Annotated in this window: 13 protein-coding genes; 8 read left to right on the top strand and 5 right to left on the bottom strand. The window is 73.1% G+C overall.

The genetic code is table 11. The annotated features are described in order from the left end of the window. Positions 1–5: 5 nt before the first annotated feature. Complete coding sequence (locus ACZ4Z1_RS14815) at positions 6–1,883, bottom strand: asparagine synthase-related protein (RefSeq protein WP_468486960.1); 1,878 nt, start codon at positions 1,881–1,883, stop codon at positions 6–8. 211 nt (positions 1,884–2,094) lie between these two features. Next, a complete protein-coding gene (locus tag ACZ4Z1_RS14810; protein WP_468486959.1) occupies positions 2,095–2,238 on the bottom strand; it encodes a lasso RiPP family leader peptide-containing protein in 144 nt (47 codons plus the stop codon). Positions 2,239–2,550: 312 nt separating this feature from the next. On the opposite strand from ACZ4Z1_RS14810, the gene ACZ4Z1_RS14805 reads away from it, so the two are divergent. Next, positions 2,551–3,951 carry a nitrate/nitrite transporter gene (locus ACZ4Z1_RS14805; protein ID WP_468486958.1) on the top strand — a complete coding sequence of 467 codons (1,401 nt, stop codon included), beginning with the start codon at positions 2,551–2,553 and terminating at the stop codon, positions 3,949–3,951. A gap of 139 nt (positions 3,952–4,090) precedes the next feature. Next, entirely contained in the window at positions 4,091–5,344 is a 1,254-nt protein-coding gene (locus ACZ4Z1_RS14800; protein ID WP_468486957.1) for a uroporphyrinogen-III synthase, read from the top strand. 45 nt (positions 5,345–5,389) lie between these two features. Here the strand turns inward: ACZ4Z1_RS14800 and ACZ4Z1_RS14795 are convergent, their stop codons facing one another. Further along, entirely contained in the window at positions 5,390–6,166 is a 777-nt protein-coding gene (locus ACZ4Z1_RS14795) for a class I SAM-dependent methyltransferase (RefSeq protein ID WP_468486956.1), read from the bottom strand. 141 nt (positions 6,167–6,307) lie between these two features. On the opposite strand from ACZ4Z1_RS14795, the gene ACZ4Z1_RS14790 reads away from it, so the two are divergent. After that, positions 6,308–6,946: a CGNR zinc finger domain-containing protein gene (locus tag ACZ4Z1_RS14790; RefSeq protein ID WP_468486955.1), complete on the top strand. Its 639-nt coding sequence runs from the start codon at positions 6,308–6,310 to the stop codon at positions 6,944–6,946. Here ACZ4Z1_RS14790 and ACZ4Z1_RS14785 read toward each other — a convergent pair. Then, the gene (locus ACZ4Z1_RS14785; protein WP_468486954.1) at positions 6,907–7,911 is read right to left on the bottom strand and encodes a CHRD domain-containing protein; all 1,005 of its coding nucleotides are present in this window, start codon (positions 7,909–7,911) and stop codon (positions 6,907–6,909) included. The genes ACZ4Z1_RS14790 and ACZ4Z1_RS14785 overlap by 40 nt on opposite strands. A gap of 416 nt (positions 7,912–8,327) precedes the next feature. On the opposite strand from ACZ4Z1_RS14785, the gene ACZ4Z1_RS14780 reads away from it, so the two are divergent. The 5 genes from ACZ4Z1_RS14780 to ACZ4Z1_RS14760 all read left to right on the top strand — a co-directional run bounded on the left by ACZ4Z1_RS14780 (position 8,328) and on the right by ACZ4Z1_RS14760 (position 14,805). After that, entirely contained in the window at positions 8,328–8,918 is a 591-nt protein-coding gene (locus ACZ4Z1_RS14780) for a sigma-70 family RNA polymerase sigma factor (RefSeq protein ID WP_468486953.1), read from the top strand. After that, positions 8,915–9,655 (top strand): anti-sigma factor family protein, encoded by a 741-nt coding sequence (locus tag ACZ4Z1_RS14775; protein ID WP_468486952.1) that lies wholly within the window; start codon positions 8,915–8,917, stop codon positions 9,653–9,655. The genes ACZ4Z1_RS14780 and ACZ4Z1_RS14775 overlap by 4 nt, the downstream gene beginning before the upstream one ends. Before the next feature lie 249 nt (positions 9,656–9,904). Continuing rightward, the gene (locus ACZ4Z1_RS14770; protein WP_468486951.1) at positions 9,905–12,328 is read left to right on the top strand and encodes a HelD family protein; all 2,424 of its coding nucleotides are present in this window, start codon (positions 9,905–9,907) and stop codon (positions 12,326–12,328) included. Between the two features lie 456 nt (positions 12,329–12,784). After that, the gene (locus ACZ4Z1_RS14765; RefSeq protein WP_468486950.1) at positions 12,785–14,218 is read left to right on the top strand and encodes an NAD-dependent malic enzyme; all 1,434 of its coding nucleotides are present in this window, start codon (positions 12,785–12,787) and stop codon (positions 14,216–14,218) included. 305 nt (positions 14,219–14,523) lie between these two features. Further along, positions 14,524–14,805 (top strand): HU family DNA-binding protein, encoded by a 282-nt coding sequence (locus tag ACZ4Z1_RS14760; RefSeq protein ID WP_004571953.1) that lies wholly within the window; start codon positions 14,524–14,526, stop codon positions 14,803–14,805. Positions 14,806–15,320: 515 nt separating this feature from the next. On the opposite strand, the gene murA is transcribed toward ACZ4Z1_RS14760, so the two are convergent. Next, positions 15,321–16,667 (bottom strand): UDP-N-acetylglucosamine 1-carboxyvinyltransferase, encoded by a 1,347-nt coding sequence (murA, locus tag ACZ4Z1_RS14755; RefSeq protein WP_360136259.1) that lies wholly within the window; start codon positions 16,665–16,667, stop codon positions 15,321–15,323. Positions 16,668–16,923: the final 256 nt, after the last annotated feature.

The following is a 16,923-nucleotide window of genomic DNA, read 5'->3' as shown; positions in this document are numbered from 1 at the left end:
CGGGTTCAGGCTCCTTCCGCGGCGGGAACGGTGGGGCGGGCGGGGGTGGGGGCGTGCGTCTCCTGGAGGGAGCGCAGCCAGTACTCGGCCGCCAGGGTGGGGTCGAGGGGTTGCAGGGTGTGCGCGAGGGGCTGGAGTGAGGTCAGGGCCGTGCGCAGTGCTTCGGGGCGGATCAGGCCCAGTCCGGCCAAGCGCGAGTCGTCGCAGAGCGCGGTCAGGGACCGGCGGTGGCGGCGCAGGCCCGCGTAGACCTCGGCGCTGTGTTCGCCCTTGGTGCCGCGGGCCCGTACCGCGTCCGGCAGGATGCCGCGCATGGCCGCGCTGAGCAGGGGTTTGTACGAGCCGACCGCGACCTGGTCGACGAGCCGTACGGTCAGTGCGGCCTCGATGACGTTGTCGTCGAGGAACGGGGCCTCGAAGGTGACACCGTGGTGTGCGGTCAGGGCGGCCGCGCCGCGCACGATCTCCCCGGCGCGGGCGGCGGCCCGCAGCGTCTCGTGCTGGCAGCGCAGCGGCGCGAAGGGCTCGGGCTCAGCGGCGGCGGCGTCCCGGACCAGGCGGCGGACGGTGGACACCGCGTCCGGGTGCGCCCACGGCGGCATGGCCGGTACGACCTCCCAGTCGGCGCCGCTGTCGCCGTACCGTACGCCGGGCGTGATGCGGTCGGCGCAGGACTCCAGCCACTGCGGGTACGGGGCGCCGCCGAACAGGGTGCGCAGGGTGTCGACCAGCGTCCAGCGGCCCAGGCGGCGGGCCGCGCACGCGCGCCGGGCGGCGGAGCGGAAGTCCGTACGGGCGAGGGAGTTGAGCGCCACCGGGCGGGGGGAGAACAGTTCGTCGCCGCCGACGCCGACCAGGTGGGCGCGGGAGCCGTGGGCGGCGACGATTCCGGCCTGGTGGGTGAGGCGGGCGCTCTCCCGGATCACGGCGAGCGGGCCTGCCGGGTCGGTGTGGGCGGGCGGCAGGGGGGTGTACCAGGTGGGCGCGTCGGTGTACGGGAGCGGCAGGTGCTCGGCGGTGCGCAGCAGGGCCGCGCCGTGGTCGCTCCACACGTTGTCGTCGTTGGCCTCGTCCCGGCAGACCCAGGCCGTGGTGATCAGCCGGGTGTCTTCGCGGGCGGCGAGGAAGCACAGGCTGGTGGAGTCCATGCCGCCGGAGAGGTCGGCGCTGAGGGCCGGGCGGCGGGTGCGTACCCGTACGGCCTCGGTCAGCGCGTCGCGTACGGATTCGGCGGCGTCCTCCAGCCAGAGGTCGGGCTGCGGGGGCCGCCACCAGCGCGCTGTGCTGTGGCTCCCGTCGGCGCCCAGGGTCAGGTAGCGGCCTGGCGGTACGGCGTCCACCGCCCGCCAGGCCGGGCGCTGGGCGAGCGGGTACGGCGCGAACGGGGTGAGCAGCCGGAGGGCCAGGCTCTCCTCGTCGACCGAGCCGAGGCCGGGCGCACCGGTGGGAAGTCCGACGGCGGCCGCCTCGCGGGCCAGCGCCGCCAGGTCCTGCGGGCGGCTGCCCGCTACGGTGATGCCGTTGATGACCGCGTGGTGGACCTGCCGGACCGTCGACAGGCTGCCCTGGCACCGGACGCGGGAGTCCATCGCGGCCAGGAGGAAGAAGCTGCCGGGCAGTTCGCGGACCCGGCTGTCCAGGTCGTCCAGGCGGCGCAGGCGGCGCAGCATCCGGTCCAGGGTCCCAGTGTCGGCCGAGGCCGTGCCGAGCAGCAGCAGCCGGTCCGGCCCCGGGCCGGTCGCCACGGCTTCGTCATCGGTCCAGTGCCCCATGATCCAGGGGCGCCCGGAGGCGTGGCGCACCGTGCGCACGGTGGGGTCGCGCCGCAGGTTCAGACACAGCGGGCCGGTCGCGGGATGGTCGGGGAAGACGACGAAATCCACGATGACTTACCACCCCTGGCGTGCGATGCGGGCGTGAGGCTCATGGTCGGTTCCGGTCGGGCGGGGAGGGACGGGTGGTGGGGGCGGCCCCTGCCGGGGCGGGCGGTGCGCGTCCGGGCGGGGGCCGCCGGCCTGGGGGCGGCACGCGACGCCCCCGGTCCGGAGGTGCGGGGAGGGTGGGCGGAAGGCGTCGGCGGGCTGCGTCCCGGGGTCACCAGAAGGTGCTGTGGAGGCCGCCCCAGCTGTCGGCCAGTTCCCCGGTGAAGCCGAGCGTCCGCTCGGCGAAGTCGCCGGCCTCGGCCAGCTGCGGTGGTTCGTACTCGACCGTCTCGTTCGGTTCCGGTGCTTCGCGCATCGGTCGTCCCTTCTCGTGGCTGTGCGCACGAAGTGGGTACGGAGGGTGTTCAGGTGATTACCCAGAGCTTGCGAGGAAGATGCTGCCAGCGTCCACGGCCGCTGCCATTGCCCCTAACGAGTGATGCAGGGGGCGCACGGGGTGCACTGGCGTAACCTCCGGCGGTTGTGCGCCGCCGGCGCGTGCTCCGCTCACCGCACGCTCCGGGGCGTGGTGAGCGCAAGGTTTCGCGGTGGTCACGCACCGCCACAGAGGGGAAACGCGCCCTTCCTAGCGTCGCGGTACGGCGGCAACCGGCAGCTGGGAGGCGCGATGACAGACACGGCGACGGCCACGTGCGAGGCGGCGGCCCGTACCCCCGCGCGGGGGGCGGGCCGCTGGATCGAACGGTGGGACCCGGAGGACGAGACCTTCTGGCGCGACCACGGGCGGCGGATCGCCCGGCGCAACCTCGCGCTCTCCGTCCTCTGCGAGCACATCGGGTTCTCCGTGTGGAGCCTGTGGTCGGTCATGGTGCTGTTCATGGGGCCCGAGTACGGGATCGACGCGGCCGGGAAGTTCTTCCTGGTGGCGGTACCGACGCTGGTGGGGGCGGTGCTGCGGGTGCCGTACACCTTCGCGGTGGCGCGGTTCGGCGGGCGGAACTGGACGGTGTTCAGCGTGGCGCTGCTGCTCGTCCCCACCGCCGCCGCGGCGTTCGCGCTGCGCCCGGGCACCTCGTACACCGTCTTCCTGCTGGTCGCGGCGCTGGCGGGGGTCGGCGGCGGGAACTTCGCCTCGTCCATGACGAACATCAACTCCTTCTACCCGCTGCGGAAGAAGGGCTGGGCGCTCGGCCTGAACGCGGGCGGCGGCAACATCGGCGTCCCCGTCGTCCAGCTCCTCGGGCTGCTCGTCATCGCCACGGCCGGCGCGGGACACCCGCGGCTCGTGCTCGCGGTCTACCTCCCGCTGATCGTGGCTGCCGCCGTACTGGCGGCCCTGTTCATGGACAACCTGCGCCCGGTGCGCAACGACACCGGGGCGGCCGGGGACGCGGCCCGCGACCCGCACACCTGGATCGTCTCGCTCCTGTACGTCGGCACGTTCGGGTCCTTCATCGGCTACAGCTTCGCCTTCGGCCTGGTTCTGCAGGCCCAGTTCGCGCGCACGCCCCTCCAGGCGGCGTCACTGACCTTCCTCGGGCCGCTGCTCGGCTCCCTGGTGCGGCCGGTGGGCGGCCGGCTGGCGGACCGGTACGGCGGCGCCCGCATCACCCTGGCCAACTTCGCGGCGATGGCCCTGGCCACGGGCGTGGTGATCGTGGCGTCGGCGCGGCACTCGCTGGACGCCTTCCTCGTCGGCTTCGTCGCCCTGTTCGTGCTCACCGGGCTCGGCAACGGCTCCACGTACAAGATGATCCCCGGCATCTTCCAGGCCAAGGCGCTGGCGAAGGGCCTGACGGGCGAGGCGGCCGCGGCCCACGGGCGGCGGCTGTCCGGCGCGGCCATGGGGCTGATCGGCGCCGTCGGCGCGCTCGGCGGGCTCGGCATCAACCTCGCCTTCCGCCAGTCGTTCCAGTCGGTGGGCACCGGCACGCCGGCGTTCGTGGCCTTCCTCGGCTGTTACGCGCTGTGCTCCGCGGTGACCTGGGCCGTATACCTGAGGCGTACGGCGGCCACCGTGGCCGTACGGGAGCAGGAGACGCCCGCGCCCGCGCTCGCGGAAGTGTGACGCACGGCGCGCCGGGCGGCCGCGGCGGTCCGTAACAGCTGGGAAATACTGCGGGAGCGAGCCTGTCACCAGCGGTTGGCAGGCTCGGACCTTCACGGTGCCCGGCGGCACCGGAGCCGGGACAAGCCAGGGACGGACCATGCACGAGGGCGAGTACGACGAGCGTCGGGACGACGGCGCAGAGGAGGGCGCGGGGCGGCCCGGCGGCCCGGCGCGGGCCGCCGCGGCGGACTCCGCGGACGTGCGGCCCCCGGACGGCTCGGCGGACGTACGGCCCCTGGAGGGCTTCACGGTCGGGGTGACCGCCGCCCGTCGCGCCGAGGAGCTGGGCGCCCTGCTCGAACGGCGCGGCGCCCAGGTCCTGCACGCCCCCGCGCTGCGCATCGTGCCGCTGCCCGACGACGCGGAACTGCTCGCCGCCACCAAGGACCTGATCGACCGGGCACCGGACGTGGTGATCGCGACCACCGCCATCGGCTTCCGCGGCTGGATCGAAGCCGCCGAAGGATGGGGGCTCGGCGAGGCGCTGCTCGCCCGGCTCGGCGCCGTCGAACTGCTGGCCCGCGGCCCGAAGGTCAAGGGAGCCATCCGCGCGGCGGGGCTGACGGAGACGTGGTCGCCGCAGTCCGAGTCGCTGGCGGAGGTGCTGGACCGGCTGCTGGAGGAGGGCGTACGGGGGCGTCGCGTCGCCATCCAGCTGCACGGCGAACCGCTGCCGGGGTTCGTGGAGTCGCTGCGGGCGGGCGGCGCCGAGGTGGTCGGCGTACCGGTCTACCGCTGGATGCCGCCCGCCGACATCGGGCCCGTCGACCGGCTGCTGGACGCGGCGGTCACCCGCGGACTGGACGCGGTCACCTTCACCAGCGCCCCGGCCGCCGCCTCGCTGCTGCGCCGCGCCGAGGAGCGCGGTGTGCTCGACGGGCTGCTGCGCGCGCTGCGGCACGACGTGCTGCCCGCCTGCGTCGGGCCGGTCACCGCGCTGCCGCTCGAAGCGCACGAGGTGACCACGTACCAGCCCGAACGTTTCCGTCTCGGCCCGCTGGTCCAGCTGCTCTGCCGGGAACTGCCGGGCCGGGTCCGTCCGTTGACGGTCGCCGGGCGGCGGGTGGAGATCCGCGGGCACGCCGTCCTGATCGACGGCGTACTGCGGCCCGTACCCCCGGCGGGGATGGCGCTGCTGCGCGCGCTGGCACGGCGCCCCGGCTGGGTCGTCTCCCGCGCCGATCTGCTGCGCGCGCTGCCGGGCACGGGCCGCGACGAGCACGCCGTGGAGACGGCGATGGCCCGGCTGCGGGGGGCGCTGGGCGCGCCCAAGCTGATCCAGACGGTGGTCAAGCGGGGCTACCGGCTGTCGCTCGACCCGCAGGTGGGGGCCAAGTACGGCGACGTGTGAGGCGCCCCGCCGTACGGCCGTGCCCGCGGGTCCCGCGGGCCACCGTCACGCGGGATTCGTCACCCGGATCTTGGACTGTCCGTGCGGGCGGGTCTCCCAGTCCGCCATGAACCGGGCCTCCAGCCCGTGCTTGCGGGCCAGCGCCAGCAGCGTCTCGGTGCGGTAGTAGAAGTCCTCGCGCAGCACCTGGTGCTCGGTTCCTTCGGTGCGGTCGAAGGTGAAGTCGAAGAATCCGCCGGGCGCCAGGATGCGGCCGACGTGCCGGAAGCATTCGTCGATCACGGACAGCGGCGAGTGCGAGAAGACGCTGTGCGCGTGCACCACGTCGAAGTGCCGGTCCGGCAGGAAGTCGAAGGTCAGGTCCTGGGTGATCGTCAGGTGCGGTAGTTTTTCCTGGAGTTCGTAGGTGGCCAGCGTCTTCTTGGCGGAGATCAGGATGTCCGGGGAGATGTCGATGCCGTAGTAGTGGCCGGTGTCGAGGTGGGCGATGAAGCGCCAGCCGGCCCGCAGGTTGCCGCAGCCGATGTCCAGCATCCGCATGTCGGGCCGCAGCCCGTGCTCCGTCAGATAGGTGAACTGCATCTCGCCCAGCGCCAGCCACCGTTCGTGGCTGCGGCTGCCGACCGCGGCCTCCGGGTTGCGGCCGGCGTCGGAGGCCATCACGGCGCGGTAGTACGCGACGTGGTCGGGGTGCTTGAGGCGGAGCCAGGTGTCCCGGGCGGTGCGCCGGAGATACGGCGCGATCCGCGCGGGGTTGCTGACCGCGTAACGGACCTTGTGCGTCAGGCTGGAGCGGTTCTTGAGCAGGGTCTTGGCCGACATGACGCGGACTATACATCCCTGGTATACATGCGATGTATAGGTGGGGTGCCGCCCGGTACGCGGCGGTGCCGAGGGTTACGGCCGGGGGCCGCGCCGGGCACTCTGATAGGGCAGAGGTTGTCTCCCAAGGAGTACGGGCACATGGCGGCGCCTTTTGGCCTGCGCTTCGACTGCGGGCGGATCTGCCTGGACCTGATGGCCACGACCGGCCGGTCCGCCGAACGCCTGGCCGGCCCCGAACAGTTGGCGGCCTGGCTGGTGGGCGCGGGCGTCGTCCCCGGCAGCGCCCAGCTCGGTGACGTGGACCGCGGCTGGGTCGTCCGCTTCCGGGTGCTGCGCGAACTGCTGCGCCGCGTGGTCCACGACGAACTGCGCGGCCGGGCCGCCGACGGCGACCTGCGCCTGCTCAACGCGACGGCCGCCGCCCCCGTGCCGCCCGCCCGCGCCGTACGCGCCGACGACGGCGGCCTGGTCCGGGCGCTCACCGGACCGCCCGACTGCGCCGGCCTGCTGGCGGCGGTGGCGCGGGACGCCATAGGGATGCTGACCGACGCGGTGACACGCGGCCAGCTGCGGCAGTGCGAGGGCGAGAGCTGCGCGCTGGTGTACCTGGACACCTCGCGCGGGCGGCGGCGCCGGTGGTGCTCCAGCGAGGTGTGCGGGAACCGCGAGCGGGTGGCACGGCACCGCCGTCGGGCGGTGAGCCGCGCGGGTCAGCAGCCCGCCGTGAGCGCCCAGGTTCAGCTCCCCGCCGTACGTACGGTGCCCACGAACACGTAATCGGCCCGGTACGGCACGGCCACCTCCGGGCGCGCGGCCGGGTCGCAGGTCCCGGTGGGGGCGACACCGCCCGCCGTGTTCAGCCGGAGGATCTCGCCGGTGCTGCCGAGCCGCCCGCCCGGGCGCCCCGCCTGGCGGGCGTCCAGGACGAGTTCGGGAATATTGCCCGCGCCGTTCGGTGTCCTGGAGCGCACTGTGCCGGTGACGGCGGAGCGGTCCGGTGCCACCCACGCGGGCGGGCCCTTGGGGCCGGGCGCGGCGAAGAAGTGCGCGATGCCGCCTTCGAGGAGGGCCCGTACGTTCCGCTGGGTGAACGCGTGACTGCCGTCGCTCTGCCGCGTACAGGCGTAGATCTGCGCGCCGCGGAGCACCGGCGCCTGCACGCTGTGCCGCAGGGCCCGGTCCGCGTCGAGCGGGCGGGCCAATGGGTGCAGCTGTCCGCGTACCGCGCCGTGCGGGAATGGCGCCGTACGCAGATTGAAAGAGAAACCATTCGGCTGTTTCCGCAGCGCATCCCGGACGCGCCGGTCGGAAATCCTGACCGTGCCGCGCACCGTGCTGCTCTCGGCACCCCTCTCCGCGTCCCTCCCCGTGTGACTCTCCGCCGTCTTCCCGGCGGAAAGCCGGCGCGTGAACAGGGGAATGCGTACGGGCCCTTCGGCGCCTTTCCGTGCCTCCTGGAGGACGGCCGCGGTGGGCGTGGCGACACCCCGGTACGACAGCGCGAAGGAGAGCCGGTCGCCCTGGAGGCGGAGGAACGCCAGTCCCCGCCCGTCCCGGTCACCCGGCGCGGCCACCTCGTTCTCCCCGTTCAGGCTGCTCACGAAGGAGGCGGCAGCGGCGTCGTCGGCCCGCGCCGCCTTCCTGGCCTGCGCCGACTCGGCGGCCTGCGCGGGCGGCGCCACGAGCGCCGCCGCGACGACGGCCGCAGCCCCGGCAGCGGCGGCGGTCCTGCCACGGTTCACGGTGTACCTCCCTGCTGCCGGTGCCCGGGCTGCGCGCCGGGCTCGTCGGGCTTCTGTACGGGACGCCCGCCGCGCCCGTTCACCGGGAAAGGAGGACAGCGCCACGGCGGCCGGACCGGACGCGCGGAAGGAGAAAACCGTGACGCCCGCGCGGGCGCACGAGAGGGCCCGCACAAGAGTGCGCGGGAATCGCCCGCCCGCCTGTGTGCGTAACTCCTTCACCCTCACGGGAATTACCCCCGCGGGCACTGAGTCCCCGCCCGCCCGGACCCGTACTGCTGGCTGAAGGGCCGTATCGGGCCCGGAATGCGAGACGAGGGGGCGGACATGCGCGAGCCCGGCCGCGGACGGCAGATCGAGGTGACCGGCGGTGCAGACGGTGACGGCAGTGACACCGGCGACGCGCGCGAGCGCTGATGACCGTGCGCAGCGAATGTCCGATCCGCGCTATCGACCCGGGAGTTGGCGTGCGCAAGGATGCCGTCGTGGCAGACAGTACGGCGCCGGACGAGGAGCTGATGCGGGCCCTCTACGAGGAGCACGCGGGCCCGCTGCTCGCCTTCGTGCTGCGCCTGGTCGCCGGGGACCGGCACCGGGCGGAGGACGTGGTGCAGGAGACCCTGCTGCGGGCCTGGCGCAACGCCGACCAGCTGCAGCGCGCGACCGGTTCCGTCCGCCCCTGGCTGGTGACCGTCGCCCGGCGCATCGTCATCGACAGCCACCGCAGCCGTCAGGCGCGCCCCCAGGAGGTCGACGCCGCGCCCCTGGAATCGATGCCGGCCGCCGACGAGATCGACCGGGCCCTGCGCCTGATGACGATCACCGAAGCGCTGGGCGACCTCAGTGCGGCCCACCGGGAGGCGTTGATAGAGACCTACTTCAGGGGGCGTACGGTCAGTGAGGCGGCCGAAGTGCTCCGGGTGCCGGCCGGGACCGTCCGGTCCCGGGTCTTCTACGCCCTGCGCTCCCTGAAGCTCTCGCTCGAAGAACGAGGAGTGACGGCGTGAAGCGGCCCACTGAGCCCGTAGCACACACCGACGTCGGCGCCTACGCGCTGGGCGTCCTGGACGCCACCGAGGCGGCGCGCTTCGAGGAGCACCTCGCCGACTGCGACCGGTGCGCCGCCGAACTCGACGGCCTGATGGGCCTGCCGCCCCTGCTCGCCGACGCCAGGGAGGCGGCGCCGGACCCGGAGGCGGTCACCCCGGTGCCCGGGCCGGGCCTGCTGGACGGGCTGCTGTCCGAGGTCGGCGCGGTGCGCCGCACCCGCCGCCGGCGCCGTCTGTACCTGGTGGGCGCCGCTGCCGTACTGGTCGTCGGCGGCCCGCTGACCACGTACGCGCTGACCGGCGGGGACGCCGACGAGACCCCGAAACACCTGACGAGCTACGCCCGCACGATGTACGAGCACGGCGAGAAGGTCGGCACGGTCGACCCGGTGACCAAGGTCGCCGCCAGCGTCTCCCTGGAGCGCAAGCCCTGGGGCACCCATGTCGCCCTCAAACTGGGCAACGTCAAGGGCCCGCTCACCTGCGACCTGGTCGCGGTCGGCAAGAGCGGCGCGGAGCAGACCGTGACGACCTGGGCGGTGCCCCCGGGCGGCTACGGCCTCAAGGACGGCGCCGCCAAGTGGAACAAGGAGCCGCTCTACACCCACGGCGGCTCGGCGATGAACCGCTCCAACATCGACCGCTTCGAGGTCCGCACGCTCGACGGCAGGCGGCTGGCGGAGATCAAGGTCTGAGGGGACGGGCCGGAGCGCCGGCCCCGGGACGGCGGCCCGACGGCGTCCCTGACGGCGGTCCGGCCGCGCCGCCCGGCGGCGCCACGCCGCCCCCGCCGAAAGGGAACCGCTGATTCCGCACCACCCGCCCACCCGTGGTGCCCGGTTTGCTCCCACCCGGTGGTGATTTCGTCCTTTGGGTCAGGTGCGCCCGGTGCCCGGTTCGCGTACGGTTGACGGCTGCCCTACGCACAGAAGAAGGGGGCCTGGGTGGCCGCGCAGAATGCCACGCACGCGCCGGACTCCGTCGACGACGCACAGCCGGACAGCACACGCGAACGCGAGATCGCCTCGGAACAGGAGCATCTCGACCGTGTCTACCAGCGTCTCGAGGAGAAGATCCACGAAGCCGAGTTCCTCATGGACGACGCCGCCAAACGCGGCCAGGTCGGCACGCCCGGCGCCCTCGCCGAGCGGGACGCCCAGGTCTTCCAGGCCGGCGCCCACCTGAACCGGCTCAACTCCGAGTACGAGGACTTCCTCTTCGGCCGGATCGACCTGCTCCTGGGCAAGGACGGCAAGAAGGGCCCGGACGGCGCGTACACCTCCGTCGAGCCCGCCGACGGCGCGATCGCCGACGGCCGCGCCGAGATCGCCGAGACCCTGCACATCGGCCGCCTGGGCGTGCTGGACGCCGATTACAGCCCGCTGGTCATCGACTGGCGCGCGCCCGCCGCCGCCCCCTTCTACCGGGCCACCCCGGTCGCGCCCGGCCGCGTCGTACGCCGCCGGGTCATCCGCTCCAAGGGCCGCCGCGTCCTGGGTGTCGAGGACGACCTGATGCGCCCGGAGATCACCGCCACGCTCGACGGCGCGGAACTGCCCGCGGTCGGCGACGGCGCGCTGATGGCCGCCCTGGGCCGGGCCCGCAGCCACTCGATGCGCGACATCGTCGCCTCCATCCAGGCCGAGCAGGACATGGTCATCCGGGCCCCCGCCGCCTCCGTCACGGAGGTCGAGGGCGGCCCCGGCACCGGCAAGACCGCGGTGGCGCTGCACCGCGCCGCCTACCTCCTCTACCAGGACCGGCGCCGCTACGCGGGCGGCATCCTCATCGTCTCCCCGACACCGCTGCTCGTCGCCTACACCGAAGGCGTCCTGCCGTCCCTCGGGGAGGAGGGCCAGGTCGCCATCCGCGCGCTGGGGTCCCTCGTGGACGGTGCCGAGGCCACCGCGTACGACTCCCCGGCCGTCGCCCGCATCAAGGGCTCCAGCCGGATGCAGAAACTGCTGCGCAAGGCGGCCCGCGGGGCCCTGGAAATGGCGGGGACGGCGTCCGCGGGGGCCGCCGCCAAGCCCGCCGAAGGCCAGCTCGCCTTCGGCGAGGACGACGACGAGTCCGCGGAGGCCCCCGCAGGCCCGCCGGACCGGCTGCGCGTCGTCGTCTTCGGCGCCCGCGTCGAACTGGACGCACGCGACCTGCACCGCATCCGGCAGTCCGCCCTCGGCGGCACCGCGCCGGTCAACCTGCTGCGCCCGCGCGCCCGCCGCCTCATCCTGGACGCCCTCTGGTCCCGGTCCGGCGCCGCCAAGCGCTACACGGACCCGGAACTGGCCGCCGAGGCGCGCCAGGCGTTCGACGAGGACATCACCACCGAGCAGGACTTCCAGGACTTCCTCGACGCCTGGTGGCCGGAGCTGACCCCGCGCGGCGTGCTGGCCGCCATGGCCGACGAGCGCCGCCTGGGCCGCTGGGCGCGCCGGGTGCTCAACCAGCGCGAGGTGCGCAAGCTGGCGCGTTCGCTGAGCCGTCTGGACGACAAGGGGCAGGGCCCGCTGTCCGTCCACGACGTGGCCCTCCTGGACGAGCTCCAGCTCATCCTCGGCGCGCCGCCCCGGCCCGCCAGGCCCCGCGAGGCCGACCCGCTGGACCAGCTCACCGGTCTGGAGGAGCTGAGTACGTACGGCGAGCGGATGTCCGGCGGGGGCCGCGGCCGGCGCGAGCGGCTGGAGGAGGAGCGTACGGACTACGCCCACGTCATCGTCGACGAGGCGCAGGACCTGACGCCCATGCAGTGGCGGATGGTCGGCCGCCGTGGCCGGCACGCGACGTGGACGGTGGTCGGCGACCCGGCGCAGTCGTCCTGGTCCGACCCGGACGAGGCGGCCGCCGCCCGCGACGAGGCGCTGGGCACCCGCCCGCGCCGCCGCTTCACCCTCACCGTGAACTACCGCAACCCGGCGGAGATCGCGGAACTGGCGGCACGGGTGCTGGCGCTGGCCATGCCGGGCATGCAGGCGCCGAAGGCGGTCCGCTCCACGGGCCTGACGCCGCGTTTCGTGGTCGCCGACGAGGACGACCTGGCCGGTTCCGTGCGGGTCGCGGCCCGGCGGCTGCTGTCCGAGGTGGACGGCACGGTCGGCGTCGTGGTGGCGATGGACCGCCGTACGGAGGCCCGGCGCTGGCTGGCGGACCTGGGCGACCGGGTGGTCGCGCTGGGGTCGCTGGAGGCCAAGGGCCTGGAGTACGACGCGACGCTGGTGGTCTCGCCCGCCGAGATCGCGGACGAGTCGCCGGCCGGGCTGCGGGTGCTGTACGTGGCGCTGACCCGGGCAACCCAGCAGCTGACCGTCCTGTCCGGGGCGCGCGACGAGCCGGACGCGAACGGGGTTCCGGACCTGCTCAGGGACTGATCCGTACGGGCGTCCGGGGGCGGGTTCCGGAAGGAGCGCGCGTCCCGGGAAAAGAAGGTCCGGGACGGGATTCGCTTCGAGGGATGGTTTGTTAGCCTTGGTGGTGGCACCGGCCCGATCCAAGCCCCCGGGCCCAACCATAGTCGCTACGAGCGACCACTTGCCGCGAGGCGAGCATGGCGGGTCGGTGTCACTGAACCACACGACGGGCGCCTTCCGGAGCAATCCGGGAGGCGCCCGTCGCCGTTCGCGCACTGTTCATCCGTGGTTGCCGGTCAGGTCTTCCGTTCGGCCGCGCCCTCTCGTATGGTGGAAAAGCCTTTCCGGAATGAGTGGCTGGTTACCGTGTACCGGCTGGTAGGTGGGACGATCGGTCTTCGCACTCCGGCCTGGCCCCTCCCGCGGACCCCGGAGCGGCGCGCAGAGAGAAACAAGGGAAAGCAGAGGAAGTCGGCCATGGCAACGGCGCCCAGCGTCTCGTATTCGATGACGGTGCGGCTGGAGGTTCCCGCGAGCGGTACGGCGGTCAGCCAGCTCACCACGGCCGTGGAGTCCTCCGGCGGCTCCGTCACCGGCCTCGATGTGACCGCCTCCGGCCACGAAAAGCTCCGCATCGACGTCACCATCGCCGCGACCTCCACCGCCCACGCGGACGAGATCGTCGAGAAGCTCCGCGGCATCGAGGGCGTCTCGCTCGGCAAGGTCTCCGACCGTACGTTCCTGATGCACCTCGGCGGCAAGATCGAGATGCAGTCCAAGCACCCCATCCGCAGCCGCGACGACCTGTCGATGGTCTACACCCCCGGCGTCGCCCGGGTCTGCCAGGCCATCGCCAACAACCCCGACGACGCCCGCCGCCTGACCATCAAGCGCAACAGCGTCGCGGTCGTCACCGACGGCTCCGCCGTGCTGGGCCTGGGCAACATCGGCCCCAAGGCCGCGCTGCCCGTCATGGAGGGCAAGGCGGCCCTCTTCAAGCGCTTCGCCGGCATCGACGCCTGGCCGCTGTGCCTGGACACCCAGGACACCGACGCCATCGTGGAGATCGTCAAGGCCATCGCCCCCGGCTTCGCGGGCATCAACCTGGAGGACATCTCCGCGCCCCGCTGCTTCGAGATCGAGGCACGGCTGCGCGAGGCCCTGGACATCCCGGTCTTCCACGACGACCAGCACGGCACCGCCATCGTGGTGCTCGCCGCGCTGACCAACGCGCTGCGCGTGGTCGACAAGAAGTTCGAGGACGTCCGCGTGGTGATGTCCGGCGCCGGCGCCGCCGGTACGGCCATCCTCAAGCTGCTGATGGCGGCCGGCGTCCGGCACGCCGTCGTCGCCGACATCAACGGCGTGGTGCACGCGGACCGCAAGGACCTGGTCGACGCCGACCCCGACTCGCCGCTGCGCTGGATCGCCGACAACACCAACCCGGAGGGCGAGACCGGCACCCTCAAGGAGGCCGTCGTCGGCGCCGACGTGTTCATCGGCGTCTCCGCCCCGAACGTCCTGGACGGCGACGACGTCGCCCAGATGGCCAAGGGCGCCATCGTGTTCGCACTCGCCAACCCCGACCCCGAGGTGGACCCCGCCATCGCGCGGCAGACCGCCTCCGTCGTGGCCACCGGCCGCTCCGACTTCCCGAACCAGATCAACAACGTGCTGGTCTTCCCGGGCGTCTTCCGCGGCCTGCTGGACGCCCAGTCCCGTACGGTGAACACGGACATGATGCTGGCCGCGGCCGGCGCCCTGGCGAACGTCGTCCTCGACGACGAGCGCAACGCGAACTACATCATCCCGAGCGTCTTCAACGACAAGGTCGCGGGCGCGGTGGCCGACGCGGTGAAGGAAGCCGCGAAGGCCGCGGGAGAGGCTGTGACGGCCGCCACGACGGCCTGACGCCCGGCGCGTCGCGTGGCACGGGGCCCGCGGCGCCCCCATAGGGTGGCGGGCAGCAACGGCCGCCGCCCTGCGGGGCCGGCCCGGTGAGGCACGGTGCGGGACGTCACCACTATGAGGCAGTGGCGCTTTTCGTGTGACCCTCCTGGGTGCCGGATTGGCTTTACCGCCGCAGGTGGGGGCAGGATGCGTACCCGGGCGCGAGGGTCTGTCAGCAGACCCGGGTCCGGGCACCGTCCAAGGGCCCTGGCAGCATCGGCTTCGATCTCACGCCTCATTGGCAAGAAGAACACGGGAGTACAAACATGAACCGCAGTGAGCTGGTGGCCGCTCTGGCCGACCGCGCCGAGGTGACCCGCAAGGACGCCGACGCCGTTCTGGCCGCGCTCGCCGAGACCGTCGGCGAGGTCGTCGCCAAGGGCGACGAGAAGGTCACCATCCCCGGCTTCCTGACCTTCGAGCGCACCCACCGTGCCGCTCGCACCGCGCGCAACCCGCAGACCGGCGACCCGATCCAGATCCCGGCCGGCTACAGCGTGAAGGTCTCCGCGGGCTCCAAGCTCAAGGAAGCCGCCAAGGGCAAGTAACCCGCCGGGGGCCTGACCGGCCCCGGTGACAAAGGCGTGAGGGCGGCCGTCCCCGAGGGGGCGGCCGCCCTTTGTGCGCGCCAGGGGCCTGGAGGGGGCCCAGAAGGCCCGCGGACGGGGCCCGTGGGACTCTTGTGCCTTCTGTTGCTCCTGTTGCTCTACAGGGGCGTAGAGGCCGCTCAGTGGCCGTCGGGGATGTACGGAGTGGCTGCCCTGTCGATGAGCCCCGCCCGCAGCGCACCGGGCGGCCTCGTACGGACGAGCCGCCGCCCCTGTCGCCCCGTACCGCCCCTCGTCCCGTCGCACCCGCAATCCCCGAGGGTCCGGTCTGCGGGCGGCTCCTGGCCCGTAGGCCCGAATTCATTCACTTGCGCAAGCAAATAGCGGGCCCTGCTCGGTGCATGCCGGAGGGGCGGCCACCCACCCGGATGGCCGCCCCTCTGCGTGAATACGCGGACCGGAAGCCCGCCGCGCCCGTCAGGCGCCCACTGCCCTGCCGGGCGCTGAGCGCCCCGTCAGGCGCTGAGCGCCCCGTTCGGCAGCTCCACGTGCGCCCCCAGGCTCACGAGCTTCTCCATGAAGTTCTCGTAACCCCGGTTGATCAGGTCGATGCCGTGCACACGCGAGGTGCCCTGCGCCGCCAGCGCGGCGATCAGGTACGAGAAGCCGCCGCGCAGGTCCGGGATGACCAGGTCGGCGCCCTGCAGCTTGGTCGGCCCCGACACCACCGCCGAGTGCAGGAAGTTGCGCTGCCCGAAGCGGCAGGCGCTGCCGCCCAGGCACTCGCGGTAGAGCTGGATGTGCGCGCCCATCTGGTTGAGCGCCGACGTGAAGCCGAGCCGGGACTCGTACACCGTCTCGTGGACGATGGACAGGCCGGACGCCTGCGTCAGGGCCACGACCAGCGGCTGCTGCCAGTCGGTCTGGAAACCGGGGTGCACGTCGGTCTCCAGGGCGATCGCGTCCAGCGAGCCGCCCGGGTGCCAGAAGCGGATGCCCTCGTCGTCGATCTCGAAGGCGCCGCCGACCTTGCGGTAGGTGTTCAGGAAGGTCATCATCGAGCGCTGCTGCGCGCCGCGCACGTAGATGTTGCCCTCGGTGGCGAGCGCCGCGGACGCCCAGGAGGCCGCTTCCAGGCGGTCCGGGAGGGCGCGGTGGTTGTAGCCGCCGAGCTTGTCGACACCGGTGATCCGGATGGTCCGGTCGGTGTCCATGGAGATGATCGCGCCCATCTTCTGCAGTACGCAGATCAGGTCCTCGATCTCCGGCTCCACGGCCGCGTTCGACAGCTCGGTGACGCCCTCCGCCAGGACGGCGGTCAGCAGCACCTGCTCGGTCGAGCCGACGGACGGGTACGGCAGGCGGATCTTGCAGCCGCGCAGCCGCTGCGGGGCCTCCAGGTACTGGCCGTCCGCCCGCTTCTCGATGGTCGCGCCGAACTGGCGCAGCACGTCGAAGTGGAAGTCGACCGGCCGGCCGCCGATGTCGCAGCCGCCCAGGCCCGGGATGAAGGCGTGGCCGAGGCGGTGCAGCAGCGGGCCGCAGAAGAGGATCGGAATGCGCGAGGAGCCGGCGTGCGCGTCGATGTCGGCGACGTTGGCGCTCTCCACGTGCGACGGGTCGAGGATGAGCTCGCCCGCCTCGTCGCCGGGGCGCACCGTGACGCCGTGCAGTTGCAGCAGACCGCGTACGACGCGTACGTCGCGGATGTCGGGCACATTGCGCAGTCTGCTCGGGCTGCTGCCGAGCAGCGCGGCGACCATGGCCTTGGGCACGAGGTTCTTCGCGCCGCGAACCCGGATCTCGCCCTCCAGCGGGGTGCCGCCGTGGACAAGCAGTACGTCGTCGGTAGAGACGGTCATGGATCTCGCGTTCCTGGAGACGGACAGGGGGCCAAGGGGAAATGGTAAGGGCGGTGGAGGGGTTGCCCGTAGGCCGGAGCGGGTCAGGGGCGTGTAATGGCTTTGTCACAACACCCTCCGCTACGGTCCGCCTTTGATCTGTAATCGACATTCGATACGGTGCGTACGGCTATGCCCCGTTATGCCGCCTCCTTGGCCGGCCTGCGCGCCGGGGCTGCCGTCGTACGCCCTGCGCTGCTCTCGCCCGGGTACCGCA

The organism is Streptomyces sp. NPDC030165 (assembly GCF_055573595.1).
The sequence above is the reverse complement of the archived record's forward strand: the minus strand, read 5'-3'. Positions and strand labels throughout refer to the sequence as shown.

Excerpts from the sequence above, each read along its gene's own strand:
- ACZ4Z1_RS14805 (WP_468486958.1), top strand. The coding sequence starts at position 2,551 with ATGACAGACACGGCGACGGCCACGTGCGAGGCGGCGGCCCGTACCCCC.
- ACZ4Z1_RS14810 (WP_468486959.1), bottom strand. The coding sequence starts at position 2,238 with ATGCGCGAAGCACCGGAACCGAACGAGACGGTCGAGTACGAACCACCG.
- ACZ4Z1_RS14790 (WP_468486955.1), top strand. The coding sequence starts at position 6,308 with ATGGCGGCGCCTTTTGGCCTGCGCTTCGACTGCGGGCGGATCTGCCTG.
- ACZ4Z1_RS14800 (WP_468486957.1), top strand. The coding sequence starts at position 4,091 with ATGCACGAGGGCGAGTACGACGAGCGTCGGGACGACGGCGCAGAGGAG.
- ACZ4Z1_RS14760 (WP_004571953.1), top strand. The coding sequence starts at position 14,524 with ATGAACCGCAGTGAGCTGGTGGCCGCTCTGGCCGACCGCGCCGAGGTG.
- ACZ4Z1_RS14795 (WP_468486956.1), bottom strand. The coding sequence starts at position 6,166 with ATGTCGGCCAAGACCCTGCTCAAGAACCGCTCCAGCCTGACGCACAAG.
- ACZ4Z1_RS14780 (WP_468486953.1), top strand. The coding sequence starts at position 8,328 with ATGACCGTGCGCAGCGAATGTCCGATCCGCGCTATCGACCCGGGAGTT.
- ACZ4Z1_RS14765 (WP_468486950.1), top strand. The coding sequence starts at position 12,785 with ATGGCAACGGCGCCCAGCGTCTCGTATTCGATGACGGTGCGGCTGGAG.
- murA (WP_360136259.1), bottom strand. The coding sequence starts at position 16,667 with ATGACCGTCTCTACCGACGACGTACTGCTTGTCCACGGCGGCACCCCG.